At 43.4% G+C, this 13,085-nt stretch carries 17 protein-coding genes; 13 read left to right on the top strand and 4 right to left on the bottom strand.

Annotated features, from left to right (window positions below):
* The first annotated feature begins 30 nt into the window (after window positions 1–30).
* From ftsB to rpoS, 8 genes are all read left to right on the top strand, one after another.
* Window positions 31–309 carry a cell division protein FtsB gene (gene ftsB / locus MHN79_RS05150; protein ID WP_239171971.1) on the top strand — a complete coding sequence of 93 codons (279 nt, stop codon included), beginning with the start codon at window positions 31–33 and terminating at the stop codon, window positions 307–309.
* A 2-nt stretch (window positions 310–311) separates the two neighbouring features.
* Entirely contained in the window at window positions 312–1,013 is a 702-nt protein-coding gene (gene ispD, locus MHN79_RS05145) for a 2-C-methyl-D-erythritol 4-phosphate cytidylyltransferase (protein WP_239171970.1), read from the top strand.
* Window positions 1,014–1,016: 3 nt separating this feature from the next.
* A complete protein-coding gene (ispF, locus tag MHN79_RS05140) occupies window positions 1,017–1,493 on the top strand; it encodes a 2-C-methyl-D-erythritol 2,4-cyclodiphosphate synthase (protein ID WP_160929187.1) in 477 nt (158 codons plus the stop codon).
* 51 nt (window positions 1,494–1,544) lie between these two features.
* Window positions 1,545–2,591, top strand: a complete 1,047-nt coding sequence (truD, locus tag MHN79_RS05135) for a tRNA pseudouridine(13) synthase TruD (RefSeq protein WP_239171969.1) — start codon at window positions 1,545–1,547, stop codon at window positions 2,589–2,591.
* A complete protein-coding gene (gene surE, locus MHN79_RS05130) occupies window positions 2,588–3,352 on the top strand; it encodes a 5'/3'-nucleotidase SurE (protein WP_239171968.1) in 765 nt (254 codons plus the stop codon). Before truD ends, surE begins: the two co-directional genes overlap by 4 nt.
* Window positions 3,349–3,975, top strand: a complete 627-nt coding sequence (locus MHN79_RS05125) for a protein-L-isoaspartate(D-aspartate) O-methyltransferase (RefSeq protein ID WP_160929191.1) — start codon at window positions 3,349–3,351, stop codon at window positions 3,973–3,975. The genes surE and MHN79_RS05125 overlap by 4 nt, the downstream gene beginning before the upstream one ends.
* Before the next feature lie 2 nt (window positions 3,976–3,977).
* Entirely contained in the window at window positions 3,978–4,895 is a 918-nt protein-coding gene (locus MHN79_RS05120) for a peptidoglycan DD-metalloendopeptidase family protein (protein WP_239171967.1), read from the top strand.
* 63 nt (window positions 4,896–4,958) lie between these two features.
* Complete coding sequence (rpoS, locus tag MHN79_RS05115) at window positions 4,959–5,942, top strand: RNA polymerase sigma factor RpoS (protein WP_239171966.1); 984 nt, start codon at window positions 4,959–4,961, stop codon at window positions 5,940–5,942.
* Window positions 5,943–5,997: 55 nt separating this feature from the next.
* Here the strand turns inward: rpoS and MHN79_RS05110 are convergent, their stop codons facing one another.
* On the bottom strand, window positions 5,998–7,272 hold the full coding sequence (locus MHN79_RS05110; protein ID WP_160929206.1) for a CNNM domain-containing protein: 1,275 nt from the start codon (window positions 7,270–7,272) through the stop codon (window positions 5,998–6,000).
* A gap of 122 nt (window positions 7,273–7,394) precedes the next feature.
* Entirely contained in the window at window positions 7,395–8,189 is a 795-nt protein-coding gene (locus MHN79_RS05105; RefSeq protein WP_152431257.1) for an inner membrane protein YpjD, read from the bottom strand.
* 207 nt (window positions 8,190–8,396) lie between these two features.
* Between MHN79_RS05105 and ffh the strand changes: the two genes are divergently transcribed.
* From ffh to rplS, 5 genes are all read left to right on the top strand, one after another.
* Window positions 8,397–9,776 (top strand): signal recognition particle protein, encoded by a 1,380-nt coding sequence (gene ffh / locus MHN79_RS05100; RefSeq protein WP_160929208.1) that lies wholly within the window; start codon window positions 8,397–8,399, stop codon window positions 9,774–9,776.
* Window positions 9,777–10,001: 225 nt separating this feature from the next.
* The gene (rpsP, locus tag MHN79_RS05095) at window positions 10,002–10,250 is read left to right on the top strand and encodes a 30S ribosomal protein S16 (protein ID WP_005438039.1); all 249 of its coding nucleotides are present in this window, start codon (window positions 10,002–10,004) and stop codon (window positions 10,248–10,250) included.
* 29 nt (window positions 10,251–10,279) lie between these two features.
* On the top strand, window positions 10,280–10,828 hold the full coding sequence (gene rimM / locus MHN79_RS05090; protein WP_114784894.1) for a ribosome maturation factor RimM: 549 nt from the start codon (window positions 10,280–10,282) through the stop codon (window positions 10,826–10,828).
* 45 nt (window positions 10,829–10,873) lie between these two features.
* Entirely contained in the window at window positions 10,874–11,617 is a 744-nt protein-coding gene (gene trmD / locus MHN79_RS05085) for a tRNA (guanosine(37)-N1)-methyltransferase TrmD (RefSeq protein WP_152431255.1), read from the top strand.
* Window positions 11,618–11,658: 41 nt separating this feature from the next.
* Complete coding sequence (gene rplS / locus MHN79_RS05080) at window positions 11,659–12,012, top strand: 50S ribosomal protein L19 (protein ID WP_009602110.1); 354 nt, start codon at window positions 11,659–11,661, stop codon at window positions 12,010–12,012.
* Between the two features lie 84 nt (window positions 12,013–12,096).
* On the opposite strand, the gene yacG is transcribed toward rplS, so the two are convergent.
* On the bottom strand, window positions 12,097–12,291 hold the full coding sequence (gene yacG, locus MHN79_RS05075; protein ID WP_239171965.1) for a DNA gyrase inhibitor YacG: 195 nt from the start codon (window positions 12,289–12,291) through the stop codon (window positions 12,097–12,099).
* 27 nt (window positions 12,292–12,318) lie between these two features.
* Entirely contained in the window at window positions 12,319–13,059 is a 741-nt protein-coding gene (zapD, locus tag MHN79_RS05070; protein WP_160929214.1) for a cell division protein ZapD, read from the bottom strand.
* Between the last annotated feature and the right edge of the window lie 26 nt (window positions 13,060–13,085).

The raw sequence follows: 13,085 nt of genomic DNA, 5'->3' as shown, positions 1-13,085 counted from the left end.
TTCAAATTAATGTCATTGTTATAACTAGTTATGCGAATTTTTGCCCTTTTTTTATTACTATTATTAGGCTGGCTGCAGTACACGTTGTGGCTGGGGAAAAATGGCATTTCTGAGTTTAAATCTGTCCAAGCAGAGATTGAAGTACAGCATCAGGTTAACGGTAACCTGCAAAATAGAAATAGCGAAATGTTTGCTGAGATTGATGATTTACGCCAAGGGTTAGATGCGATAGAAGAGCGAGCTCGCCATGAGCTGGGCATGGTTAAAGATGGTGAAACCTTTTATCGAATTGTTGAAGAGAATAACTGAGTATGACGCAAGCTTCTTCCATTATTGCGATTGTTCCAGCCGCTGGTGTGGGGCGCCGTATGGGGGCAGAGCGCCCCAAGCAATACCTTCAAATAAACGAAGCAACGGTACTCGAGCATACAGTATATAAATTGTTAAGCCATCCAAATATCGCCAAAGTTGTTATCGTGGTAGGGAAAAACGATCCTTATTTTTCACGTTTATCTTTAGCCCAAGATGACAGAGTTGCCGCCGTTATTGGCGGTGATGAACGAGCGGACTCTGTTCAGGCTGGTGTCAATTTTGTACGCAATAATGAGGAGTCTGGCTGGGTTATGGTTCATGATGCGGCTCGGCCTTGTATTAACAATCAGGACATAGACAACTTGATTAAGGCGTCATTAAACCATCCAGTTGGGGGCATACTTGCCGCTCCTGTGAGAGATACGATGAAAAGGGCCAATCGTTCCGGTGATATCGAAAGTACGGTTGATAGAGAAAGCCTATGGCACGCATTAACTCCGCAAATGTTTCGTACTGAGCAACTAGCGACAGCTTTGGAACAGGCTTTATCTAAAGGTGTTCATATCACGGATGAAGCGTCTGCCATGGAATGCTCAGGATTGTCACCCGCGCTTGTTCCGGGTTCGGCAGAAAATATAAAAATCACTCAACCTGAAGATTTGGCTCTGGCTGAGTTCTACCTTACCAAGAATAAAGGATAACTTATGATTCGAATTGGCCATGGTTTTGATGTGCACAAATTTGGTGGTGATGGCCCAGTTATTATTGGTGGTGTTGCTGTTCCATATGAGTATGGTTTGTTAGCTCACTCGGATGGTGATGTTGCTTTGCACGCTCTAAGTGATGCGTTACTAGGCGCTATAGCGGCAGGCGATATTGGCCGCCACTTCCCAGACACCGACGACAAATGGAAAGGCGCTGATAGTCGAGGGCTATTGCGCGATGTTTATAAGAAAGTTAAGCAAATGGGATATGTACTCGGTAATGCGGATGTAACCATTATTGCGCAGGCTCCCAAAATGGCGCCGCATATTGAAGCTATGTGTCGAGTTATCGCAGACGATCTTGAAACCGACATTGGCAATGTGAACGTGAAAGCGACAACAACTGAGCGTCTTGGATTTACTGGACGTAAAGAAGGTATTGCAACTGAAGCGGTTGTCGTACTTGTAAAGAAATAACAAATGATTCTGCCCTGAGGAAAGCTCACGGGTTTATATAGTGGTAATGGTATGACCGATATTTTGTCTTCTTTGGCTTATTTGTATGGCCGCCCCAATTCAACCGGAAAATTAAAAGTTGAGCCAGAACATTTTCAGGTAAGTGAAGATCTAGGCTTTGATTTCTCCGGTGAAGGCGAACACCTTATGGTTCGAATTCGAAAAACAGGGGAAAATACAAGCTTTGTCGCGAATGAATTAGCCAAAGCTTGTGGAGTTAAGTCAAAAGATGTCAGCTGGGCAGGATTAAAAGATCGCCATGCCGTTACAGAGCAATGGCTTAGTGTACATTTGCCCAAGGGCGGAGATCCAGACTTGCGCTCTTTCCTGACTCAGTATCCTAGTATAGAAGTGGTAGAAACTAGGCGTCACAATAAGAAGCTTAGGCCTGGTGATTTAGTCGGAAACCATTTTAGCGTCACACTGACTGAAGTTAGTAATGTTGAAGATGTTACCCAGCGCTTGCAAGCGATTAGTTTGGATGGTGTGCCTAATTATTTCGGTAGTCAGCGTTTTGGTAATCAGGGTAATAACCTTGAAGAGGCCAGACGCTGGGGAAGGGAAAATGTCCGTACTCGTAATCAGAATAAACGCAGCCTTTATCTTTCCGCCGCTCGCTCATGGATTTTTAATACAATTGTATCAAAACGCATTGAAAAGAACTTGTTCGATCAAGCGGTTGCGGGGGACTGCCTTTTGACAGATGAAGGCATCGTTTTAGCTGAAGCACAAAAACTGGTCGCCTTAAATGAAAGCATCCGCGAAGGGAGTATGTCTATTACTGCGGCTCTGGCCGGTGACAATGAGTTACCTACGGTTTCCGATGGCTTCTTAATCGAGCAGCCTCAGCTGGATGTTGAACCTGATTTGATGGCGTTAATTCGAGGCAACCGAATGCGGCATGAGAGACGAAGCATAGTCCTTAAGCCGCAAGACTTAACATGGAGAGTCGATAGGGATTCAGTTAAGTTAAACTTTTCTTTAGATGCAGGTTGCTTTGCGACGGCGCTGATTCGAGAGCTGATACAAGAAATAAAAGTGGAGCGCAATTACCAATGACTGATAAAGTTTTGAAAATATTGCTCAGTAACGATGATGGAGTGCATGCCGAAGGCATACACGCCATGGCAGACGCGCTGAGTAATTTGGCGCACGTGACTATCGTCGCTCCCGATAGAAATCGCTCTGGAGCATCAAACTCGCTTACCTTGGAGCAGCCCTTGAGAGTAAAGGCTTTATCTGAGCGCGTATACTCAGTCCAAGGAACGCCGACTGACTGTGTCCATTTTGCGCTAAATGAATTAATGAAAGATGAACTTCCAGATTTGGTCTTATCTGGCATCAATCATGGCGCCAATTTAGGTGACGATGTGCTCTATTCAGGCACAGTAGCGGCGGCGATGGAAGGCCATTTTCTAGGTGTTCAGTCGATAGCATTTTCTTTGGCGGGAAAGGTGAATTTTCAAACAGCTGCTATTGTTGCAAAACAAATGGTGGAGCAACACCTTAAAGCGCCTATCCCAACCAACAAGCTACTTAATGTGAATATTCCGGATTTATCCTTGGATGAGATTAAAGGGAAATGTACGACTCGTCTGGGTGCTCGTCATCATGCAGAACCCATGCTTAAACAGCAAGATCCGAGAGGGTGTGATATATATTGGTTAGGGCCTCCTGGTAAAGAGCAAGATGCGGGAGAGGGGACGGATTTTTATGCCATTGAGCAGGGGTTTGTTTCCGTCACTCCAATTCAGGTTGATCTCACTGCACATGAGTCACTGCCTACGATGAACCGCTGGTTACAGGACACGTACCAATGACAAACCCCAAGGCTGATAAGTTAGTTGACTTTCTGATTGAGAGTGGCATCCAAGATAGATTTGTCATCAATGCAATCCATTCCATTCCTCGTGAGCAATTTGTATCTCAAGCAATGCAACATCAAGCCTATGATAATAATGCTTTGCCGATTGGGCAGGGGCAAAGTATCTCTCAGCCCTATATGGTCGCAAGGATGACTGAACTATTGGAACTGACACCGGAGAGTAAAGTTTTAGAAGTCGGCACAGGGTCAGGCTATCAGACGGCTGTCTTGGCTCGATTAGTCGAGCATGTTTATTCTATAGAAAGAATAAAACTGTTGCAGTGGGAAGCGAAGCGTCGGCTCAAGTACCTAGATATATATAATGTTTCCACCAAGCATGGTGATGGTTGGCAAGGATGGTCAACAAAAGGCCCCTTTAACGCTATTATTGTTACTGCCGCAGCTGCATCAATCCCGCCAACCTTACTTGAACAGTTGGACGACGGCGGTATTTTGGTTATTCCCGTAGGTGAGGAGGAGCAAAGTTTGCTTAAAATTACCCGCTGTGGGGACGATTTCCCTTCTGAAATTATAGAAGATGTGCGTTTTGTTCCCCTTATTGCAGGTGAACTTGCTTAACTATGATCCGCAAGACAGAGTCCATTCTTTTTGTTATTCCATTTGTAAGCGCAATGCTTATTGGATGTAGTGCTCATTTCCCAGCCCCTGTTTCTGGATTAAATAAAGATTACACAAATATCTCTCGTGGCAGTTACAGGGGGAGTTACTATCAAGTGGAGAAGGGTGATACCCTGTATTTTATTGCATACGTCACAGATAAGGATGTAAATGACATTATTCGTTACAATGATTTAAAAAAGCCTTACACCATCTATCCTGGTCAAAAATTGAAACTTTGGCAGCCGGTCTATAAAGCACCAGCTTACGGTGGGGCGGGGGCTGTAGGCGGATCTGTACCCGTTACACTAGCATCGACATCTGCGATTAATACAAAATCAAGTAAAGACTCTAATCAAGCAGTTAGCAGAAACAAGGAGAAAGTTGCCCCCATATCTCTCCAAAAAGCTACTGTGAACAAGGTTGATCAATCTTCAGCAAAGGAGTATGTTGGAGCTAAAAGTAAAACAAATGTTAATAAACCCGTCAGTTATGCGAATCCAAACAGTGAGAAAATTTCTAAATGGTTATGGCCAGCCAAAGGGAGGGTAATTAAAAATTTCTCAGCTGGAGACCAAGGCAACAAAGGTATAGACATTGCAGGACAGCGAGGTCAACCGATATCGTCGACAGCTAATGGAACCGTTGTATATTCGGGTAATGCACTCAAAGGTTATGGGAATCTTGTGATTATCAAACACAACGATAACTACCTCAGTGCTTATGCGCATAATGAACGGTTGCTCGTGCACGAAGGACAAAGTGTAACAGCAGGCCAGAAGATCGCAACGATGGGCAGTTCTGGAACTAACAGTGTTCGACTACACTTTGAAATTCGTTACCAAGGTAAGTCAGTGAATCCTAAACGCTACTTACCCTAATACTTTATAGATTTATAGCGGCATTAAAATAGATGCTTCGCTAGATCGCCAGGGGGAGGCGCTATGAGTATCAGTAACACAGCAACGAAAGTCGAAGAGTTTGAGCTTGAAGCAGAAATGGAAGCGATTCAGGCTGATGATTCCACAACCACGGGCAGTGCCCAAGCCGAGGATGCAAAAGAAGATTTTGATGTATCTGCTAAGAGTTTGGATGCAACCCAACTTTATTTAGGAGAAATAGGTTTTTCACCTCTGCTCACCGCAGAAGAAGAGGTACTATATGCTCGTCGTGCTCTTAGAGGAGACGAAGCAGCTCGTAAACGTATGATTGAAAGTAATCTTCGTTTAGTGGTGAAAATATCTCGTCGATACAGTAACCGTGGTCTCGCGTTACTTGATCTTATTGAAGAAGGCAACCTAGGTTTGATCCGAGCGGTCGAAAAATTTGACCCTGAGAGAGGTTTTCGTTTTTCAACTTACGCAACATGGTGGATAAGACAAACCATTGAGCGTGCTTTGATGAATCAGACTCGGACCATACGCTTGCCCATTCACGTCGTAAAAGAGCTTAACATCTATTTACGCACAGCCAGAGAGCTATCTCAAAAGCTTGATCATGAGCCTACAGCGGAAGAGATCGCACTTCAACTAGATAAGCCGGTTGATGATGTCAGTAAGATGTTGCGTCTTAATGAGCGCATCAGTTCAGTCGACACTCCAATTGGTGGAGATGGTGAGAAAGCATTACTTGATATCATTCCTGATGTAAACAATTCAGACCCCGAAGTTTCTACTCAGGATGATGATATTAAGTCATCATTGATTGATTGGCTTGACGAATTAAACCCAAAACAAAAAGAGGTCCTCGCGCGTCGGTTTGGGCTATTGGGTTATGAGCCTTCAACTCTAGAAGAAGTTGGGCGTGAGATTAACCTTACTCGAGAAAGGGTAAGACAAATACAGGTTGAAGGTTTGCGTCGCCTAAGAGAAATCCTGATTAAGCAGGGCCTCAACATGGAGAGTCTATTCAGTATTAATGAAGAGTAGGTGAGCTTAAGTTTAGAAAAGGCCTTGATGTGCTCAAGGCCTTTTTTATTGGTCGTTATTTATCTTTATTCTTGCAAGGGTAAACTTTAACTAATTTGATGCGGTTTTCTTCTAGGTCAACGATTTCCATTGGATGGCCTGAAACTTGAACACTGATATGGCTTTCTGGTATGTCTTCCAAATGCTCTAATATGAGTCCATTTAATGTTCTTGGGCCATCTGTCGGTAATGTCCACATTAGCCCTTTGTTGATGTCTCGGATGTTTGCACTGCCTTCTATCAAAAAGCTTCCATCGCCTTGAGGTGTAATTTCATCAGACAGACTTGGAGTGATTGAAGTCGTAAATTCACCAACGATTTCTTCCAAAATATCTTCAAGAGTAATAAGACCAATGATATCGCCGTACTCATTAACAATCAGGCCAATACGTTCTTTGTTGCGCTGAAATTTAAGCAATTGAATATTGAGAGGCGTGCCTTCTGGAATAAAGTACACCTCGTCAGCAGCACGCAGTAAGGTTTCTTTGTTGAACTCATTCTTCTCCAGCATCAGACGATAAGACTCTCGCAGTCTTAACATGCCGACTACTTCGTCGATTTGATCTCGATAAAGAACAACACGGCCATGTGGGGAGTGAGTTAATTGTCTTACTATGGACTTCCAATCATCATTTATGTCGATACCAGTAATTTCATTCCTTGGAATCATAATGTCGTTAACAGTCACATTCTCCAAATCGAGAATCGAAATCAACATATCTTGGTGTCGTCTCGGAATAAGGCTACCAGCTTCGTTAACCACAGTACGTAACTCTTCAGAGCTTAAATGATCATCACCACCATGCTTGGCTCTGATCCCTAACAACCGGATAAAACCATTAGTGATGAAGTTAACCAACATGACTAATGGCGACAGCAATTTCATTAATACGGTGAGAAGGATACTGCTCGCGTATGACACTCGCTCAGGGTAGAGAGCTGCAAGAGTTTTAGGCGTAACCTCAGCAAATACGAGGATAACCATAGTTAATGCGCCTGTTGCTATCGCTACGCCGATATCGCCGTACAGACGCATACCTAAGATGGTTGCGATAGCGGAAGCTAAGATATTAACTAGGTTGTTGCCGATTAAAATTAGCCCAATGAGTCGATCAGGGCGTGCCAGAAGTCTTTCTACACGTTTAGCGCCTTTATGGCCATGGTTAGCTAGGTGTTTAAGCCGGTATCGGTTCAAAGCCATCATGCCTGTCTCTGAACCTGAAAAATATCCTGAAATAACGATAAGACACGCGAGTAGGGCAAATAATGCACCCGTTGATATGTCGTCCAAAGCTGAATGTTTCCTTTTGAGGTTTGGTTAATTTATGACCTAAGCCAAGCGTGAAGTCAATCTCAGGTTATAAGTAAAACATTGTAAAAGAAAGGCGTATTGTGTGCACTCTTAATTATCAATTAGTTAAGAATAATTTCACGAACAAATCGACTTCCGAAGTAGGCTAAGGTCAACAAAGTTGCGCCAGCAACGGCAAACCAAGTCACCTTACGACCTCGCCAACCCTTTTGGTAATGACCCCAAAGTAAAATTGAATATACGATCCACGCGATAAAAGACAGAACACCTTTATGTGCTTTGCCTTGCGCGAACATATCCTCAACAAAAATAAACCCTGTTAACAGAGTCCCTGTAAGCAGAAGATTACCGATCAGGATAATTTTAAACAATTGCCTTTCGACCATTAATAGCGGCGGTAAATTTGGGTTGATACTCAATGCTTTTTTCGATTTTAGTTTGTGATCAAGCCAAGCTAACTGAAGAGCATAAAGCGCACCGATAGTTAAGGTTGAATATGAAAAAAGTGCCAAGGAAATATGGATGAGCAGTTTTGGGTCTTGTTCTAAATGAGTAATGAAGGTACTGGGTAAGAAGGCCGCTGCAGATAGGTTAATCGCTGCAAAACAGTAAACAACAGGAAGCAGAAACCATAAACGCGTTTTTAGCATTGCCAAACTTAACACCAAAGAAATAATGAAACTTATCAATGAGGCGACGTTGAGAATACTGAGGTTTTGCCCGGAGCCTTCAATGATAAGATCGCCCAACAACCAAGCATGAAAGGCCAGAGCTAAAAATGCACTGGCTGATACCGTTTTGGTTCGAATGCCGACCTGATGTACTAGGCCTGGAACTATGGTTGCGATTGCTAAAACATAAAGTATTGCAGCAGCAACGGCGATGATGTTGTCCATGCTTCTCTGTTATTTGGTGAATTTTTGATAAATTATACCTTGCATCAAAAGCTTGGGCTATGACTTATATAGCTGATTTGCGTGTTATGAGAGATCAAAAGTTACTACAGCAGTGCAAAGCAGTGCCTGGCTAAGGTATACTCACAATAATTTTGTCGCCAATCAACAGGCGGTGGCATTTAGGGTCGCTCAGATAAAGAGACTAAGATGTTTGATAATTTAACGGATCGATTATCCAAAACCCTGAAGAATATCAGTGGTAAAGGTCGCTTGACCGAAGACAACATAAAAGACACATTGCGTGAAGTACGTATGGCTTTGTTGGAGGCGGATGTTGCCCTTCCTGTCGTGCGTGATTTCGTAAAACGGGTCAAAGAAGGGGCGGTTGGCGTTGAGGTTTCAAAGTCTCTAACTCCTGGTCAAGAATTTATTAAGATTGTTCAAGCCGAACTTGAAGCTGTCATGGGTGAATCTAATGAGGCGCTCAACCTAGCAGCTCAACCGCCAGCCGTTATTTTGATGGCCGGTTTACAAGGTGCGGGTAAAACGACCTCTGTTGGTAAACTGTCTAAATTATTAACAGAGCGTGACAAGAAGAAAGTTCTTGTTGTTTCTGCCGACGTATATCGACCTGCTGCGATCAAGCAGTTAGAAACACTTGCATCAGATGTAGGTGTTGATTTTTTCCCATCTTCAGCAGACCAAAAACCATTAGATATAGCTAATGCTGCGATAGACCACGCCAAGAAAAAGTTTTATGACGTTTTGCTTGTTGATACGGCAGGCCGCCTAGCTGTCGATGAGCAAATGATGGCTGAGATTCAGGAGCTTCATACGGCAATTACTCCTGTTGAAACACTGTTTGTTGTTGATGCGATGACAGGACAAGATGCAGCGAACACAGCAAAAGCGTTTGGTGATGCATTGCCATTAACAGGGGTTGTTTTGACCAAGGTAGATGGTGACGCTCGCGGTGGTGCTGCATTATCAGTGCGCCATATCACGGGAAAACCCATCAAGTTTTTAGGCGTTGGTGAAAAAACGGATGCTCTAGAGCCCTTTCACCCTGAGCGTGTTGCCTCTCGCATTCTTGGCATGGGAGATGTACTTTCTCTGATTGAGGATCTACAACGCAACGTTGATACCGAAAAAGCAGAAAAACTGGCTAAAAAGTTCAAAGAAAAGAAAGGTTTCGATCTTGAAGACTTCCGTGAACAATTGGGGCAGATGCAGAATATGGGTGGCATGATGGGAATGCTAGACAAACTGCCTGGCATGTCACAGTTGCCTACGGATGTAAAAGATAAAGTTGATGATAAAATGTTCAAACAGATGGAAGCCATTATCAACTCGATGACAATGAAGGAGCGTCAACGTCCTGAACTTATTAAAGGTTCTCGTAAAAAACGCATTGCCGCTGGCTCAGGAACGCAAGTTCAAGATGTGAACCGCCTACTCAAGCAATTTACTCAAATGCAGAAGATGATGAAGAAAATGCAAAAAGGCGGCATGAAAGGCATGATGCGTAACATGCAAGGTATGATGGGTGGTATGGGCGGAGGTGGCTTCAATCCATTTGGTCGATAGTCGATAACCCATTAAAAATTCAAGGTGTTATATAGTTCATAAAATGGTTACTGCTTTATCTAATGATAAAGTGGCACTAGATTGGTGAAAAAATAGCTAAATACCTTGCAATACTGCGGAATAAGAGTAAAATTCCGGAGCTTTATTTTGGCACGAGACCCCAAACTGTTTCATATGAGCAGTCCTTGGGGTTAATTTTATTTTTGAGAAAGCAAAGAGGACGACATGGTAACCATTCGTTTGGCACGTCACGGCGCGAAGAAGCGTCCATTTTATCAAATCGTAGTAGCGGACAGCCGCAATGCTGCAACTGGCCGTTTCATTGAGAAAGTGGGTTTCTTTAACCCAACGGCTAAAGGTCAAGAAGAAGGTCTACGTCTAGACCTAGATCGCGTAAACCACTGGGTTGGTCAAGGCGCATCTCTATCTGACCGTGTAGCTAAGCTAGTAAAAGACGCTCAAAAAGCGGCTTAATTCTTAATTCAAGAAGAAGTAATTAGCTTATGTCGATGAAAGGTAAAGAAACAACGAGCAGTGATAAGATTGTAGTAGGTAAGCTTGGTGCTTCTTACGGCATTCGTGGCTGGCTTAAGGTTTTTTCCTACACAGACAATACTGAAAGCATATTTGATTACTCACCATGGTTTATAAACCAAAAGGGTGAGTGGGTTGAGCAAAAAGTAGAAAGTTGGAAGCGCCATAACAAAGGTTTGGTGGTAAAACTTGAGGGTCTAAACGTGCGTGAAGATGCACAGTTATTGACTAACTTTGAAATTGCTATTGATCCTGCTGTATTGCCGGAATTGCCAGAAGATGAATTCTACTGGCGTGATTTGATTGGAATGCAAGTAGTAACCGATAAAGGTTACGATTTGGGTATAGTCTCTGACATGCTTGAAACGGGTTCCAACGATGTTTTGGTGGTAAAAGCAAATCTAAAAGATGCTTTTGGTCAAAAGGAACGACTAATTCCGTTCCTTGAAGAGCAAGTGATCAAACTTATTGATCGCCAAGCTCAACGGATCGAAGTTGACTGGGATCCTGGATTCTAACTCCAAGTAACGGAGCAATTGAACCAAGTTTATATTGGTGAAAACATGTGGGTTGGCATAATTAGCCTTTTTCCAGAAATGTTCCGCAGCGTTACTGACTATGGGGTAACAGGTCAAGCGGTTAAAAAAGGTCTTTTGTCAGTTGAGACATGGAATCCTCGCGATTTCACTCATGACAAACATCGTACCGTCGATGATAGGCCTTACGGTGGTGGCCCTGGTATGTTGATGATGGTTCAGCCTTTGCGCGATGCTATTCATGCAGCTAGAAACGCCTCACCAGGTAAGACGAAAGTTATCTACCTATCTCCTCAAGGTCGTAGACTTGACCAAAAAGGAGTGGAGGAGCTGGCAAAAAATGAGAATTTACTTCTGATTTGTGGCCGCTATGAAGGGGTAGATGAGCGTGTCATCCAAGCTGAAGTTGATCAAGAATGGTCAATTGGAGATTTTGTGATGACGGGTGGTGAAATACCAGCCATGACGTTAATTGATTCTGTTTCACGGTTTATACCGGGAGTGTTAGGAGATTTTGCGTCGGCAGAAGAAGACTCTTTTGCTAACGGTTTGTTAGATTGCCCTCATTACACGCGACCAGAGGTGTTAGATGGTCAACCAGTACCTGAAGTACTGACATCTGGCAACCATAAAAACATTCGTCGCTGGCGACAGAAACAGTCGTTGGGCCGTACTTGGCTAAGAAGACCAGAGCTCCTGGAAAACCTAGCTCTGACTGACGAACAGGAACAATTACTGGCTGAGTTCATAAAAGAACATCAAAAGCAGTAACCTATTAAATTTAGTATCAGTTTATTCTAGGAATATTGAAAATGAGTAACATCATCAAGGCTCTTGAAGAAGAGCAAATGAAAAAAGATCTACCTAACTTTGCACCTGGTGACACAGTTGTTGTTCAAGTTAAGGTTAAAGAAGGTGAACGTGAGCGTTTACAGGCTTTTGAAGGCGTTGTAATCGGTATCCGTAACCGTGGTCTACATTCTGCATTCACTGTACGTAAGATCTCGAACGGTGAAGGTGTAGAGCGTACGTTCCAAACTCACTCTCCAATGGTTGATAGCATTGAAGTTAAGCGCCGTGGTGCAGTACGTCGTGCCAAGTTGTACTACCTACGTGAGCGCTCTGGTAAGTCTGCTCGTATTAAAGAGAAACTTGCTAAGAAGTAATGCTTTAACTAGCGTTCTCATCGTATCAGCGGAGGCCAAGTGGCCTCCGCTTTTTTATTCTTTAACATAATGGTTTGAGCTAGGTTAGTACTGCTCTTCTGACCAACCGTCAGCATCAGACATATCCGGTGCGCCGGGAATGGAGTTTTCCTCATCTGCCCACCCACCAAAATCTATCATTTGACACTGCTTACTGCAGAAAGGACGATGAGGGCTGGCTGCTCCCCACTTAACATCTGTGCCGCATTTTGGGCAAGCAACCGTAAAGACTTTGGACATAATGACTTCTCTAGAAAAAGATTTATCTTAGCTACACACAGCTAATTGGAACTCGATATTATCGCAGGAAGCTTGGCCTGAGGCAAAAAAGATAAATTTGATTGCGAAACGATTCTTGTGGCCTGAAATCATGGGGTACACCCCATACTCCATTGGGATTTCAAGGCGGAGTATATTGGCATCCTCTGCATCGCTCTGATAAAAACCAGAACGTGCTTCTTGCGATTGGAGATGTCCGGTCTCACGTGTCAGACGCAGCCAAAGCTTGAGCGCATCAGTAAGAGGTTGTAAGTTTTCTATCCATTTACGGCTGTCTTCAATTTTCTGCTCAATGGGAAGGTGCAACCAATGGTGGAGCGCTGGTAAATCGAAGCAACACGACCCCCCAGGCAAATTGAATCTTTGCCTAATCGTGCTGAGAAAACGGTCTTCTTTAAGGCTTTGACCAAAACGCTCTGCTGCCATTAGTTTGCTGTGGACCTCATCAACTTCGGCTAACACGTTGTTGAGCATTTTTTGATCTACACCTTCTACGTGTAGCCATGAACGGTAGGAAAGGCGCTGTTTTTCGATATCTTTAGCTAACTCACTTTTTAGTTGTATTTGTTCAAAGATTTCAAGTAAGTCAAAAAGTGAGCGAAAGAACAGCAGGTGCTGCATGTCATCGCTAAATTGGGATGACATATTTAGTTGAGTGAGCAAGGCTTCAACTCGTAGATATATCCGAGTTTTCTCATTCAATGGATGTTCAAAGTAGTGCGTTGTCATTCCATGTAGCCTTTGATTATTCTTCC

This window comes from Vibrio sp. Of14-4 (assembly GCF_022347625.1).
Lineage (GTDB): Bacteria > Pseudomonadota > Gammaproteobacteria > Enterobacterales > Vibrionaceae > Vibrio > Vibrio pristinus.
Note: the sequence above shows the minus strand (reverse complement) of the source record. Positions and strands in the feature narration are given on the sequence as shown.

Bases quoted from the DNA above. Each gene is read 5' to 3' on its own strand.
- truD (WP_239171969.1), top strand. From the start codon at position 1,545: ATGACCGATATTTTGTCTTCTTTGGCTTATTTGTATGGCCGCCCCAAT.
- yacG (WP_239171965.1), bottom strand. From the start codon at position 12,291: ATGTCCAAAGTCTTTACGGTTGCTTGCCCAAAATGCGGCACAGATGTT.
- ispF (WP_160929187.1), top strand. From the start codon at position 1,017: ATGATTCGAATTGGCCATGGTTTTGATGTGCACAAATTTGGTGGTGAT.
- ffh (WP_160929208.1), top strand. From the start codon at position 8,397: ATGTTTGATAATTTAACGGATCGATTATCCAAAACCCTGAAGAATATC.
- trmD (WP_152431255.1), top strand. From the start codon at position 10,874: ATGTGGGTTGGCATAATTAGCCTTTTTCCAGAAATGTTCCGCAGCGTT.
- rpoS (WP_239171966.1), top strand. From the start codon at position 4,959: ATGAGTATCAGTAACACAGCAACGAAAGTCGAAGAGTTTGAGCTTGAA.
- ftsB (WP_239171971.1), top strand. From the start codon at position 31: ATGCGAATTTTTGCCCTTTTTTTATTACTATTATTAGGCTGGCTGCAG.
- ispD (WP_239171970.1), top strand. From the start codon at position 312: ATGACGCAAGCTTCTTCCATTATTGCGATTGTTCCAGCCGCTGGTGTG.
- rpsP (WP_005438039.1), top strand. From the start codon at position 10,002: ATGGTAACCATTCGTTTGGCACGTCACGGCGCGAAGAAGCGTCCATTT.
- zapD (WP_160929214.1), bottom strand. From the start codon at position 13,059: ATGACAACGCACTACTTTGAACATCCATTGAATGAGAAAACTCGGATA.
- rplS (WP_009602110.1), top strand. From the start codon at position 11,659: ATGAGTAACATCATCAAGGCTCTTGAAGAAGAGCAAATGAAAAAAGAT.
- surE (WP_239171968.1), top strand. From the start codon at position 2,588: ATGACTGATAAAGTTTTGAAAATATTGCTCAGTAACGATGATGGAGTG.
- rimM (WP_114784894.1), top strand. From the start codon at position 10,280: ATGTCGATGAAAGGTAAAGAAACAACGAGCAGTGATAAGATTGTAGTA.
- MHN79_RS05120 (WP_239171967.1), top strand. From the start codon at position 3,978: ATGATCCGCAAGACAGAGTCCATTCTTTTTGTTATTCCATTTGTAAGC.
- MHN79_RS05105 (WP_152431257.1), bottom strand. From the start codon at position 8,189: ATGGACAACATCATCGCCGTTGCTGCTGCAATACTTTATGTTTTAGCA.
- MHN79_RS05125 (WP_160929191.1), top strand. From the start codon at position 3,349: ATGACAAACCCCAAGGCTGATAAGTTAGTTGACTTTCTGATTGAGAGT.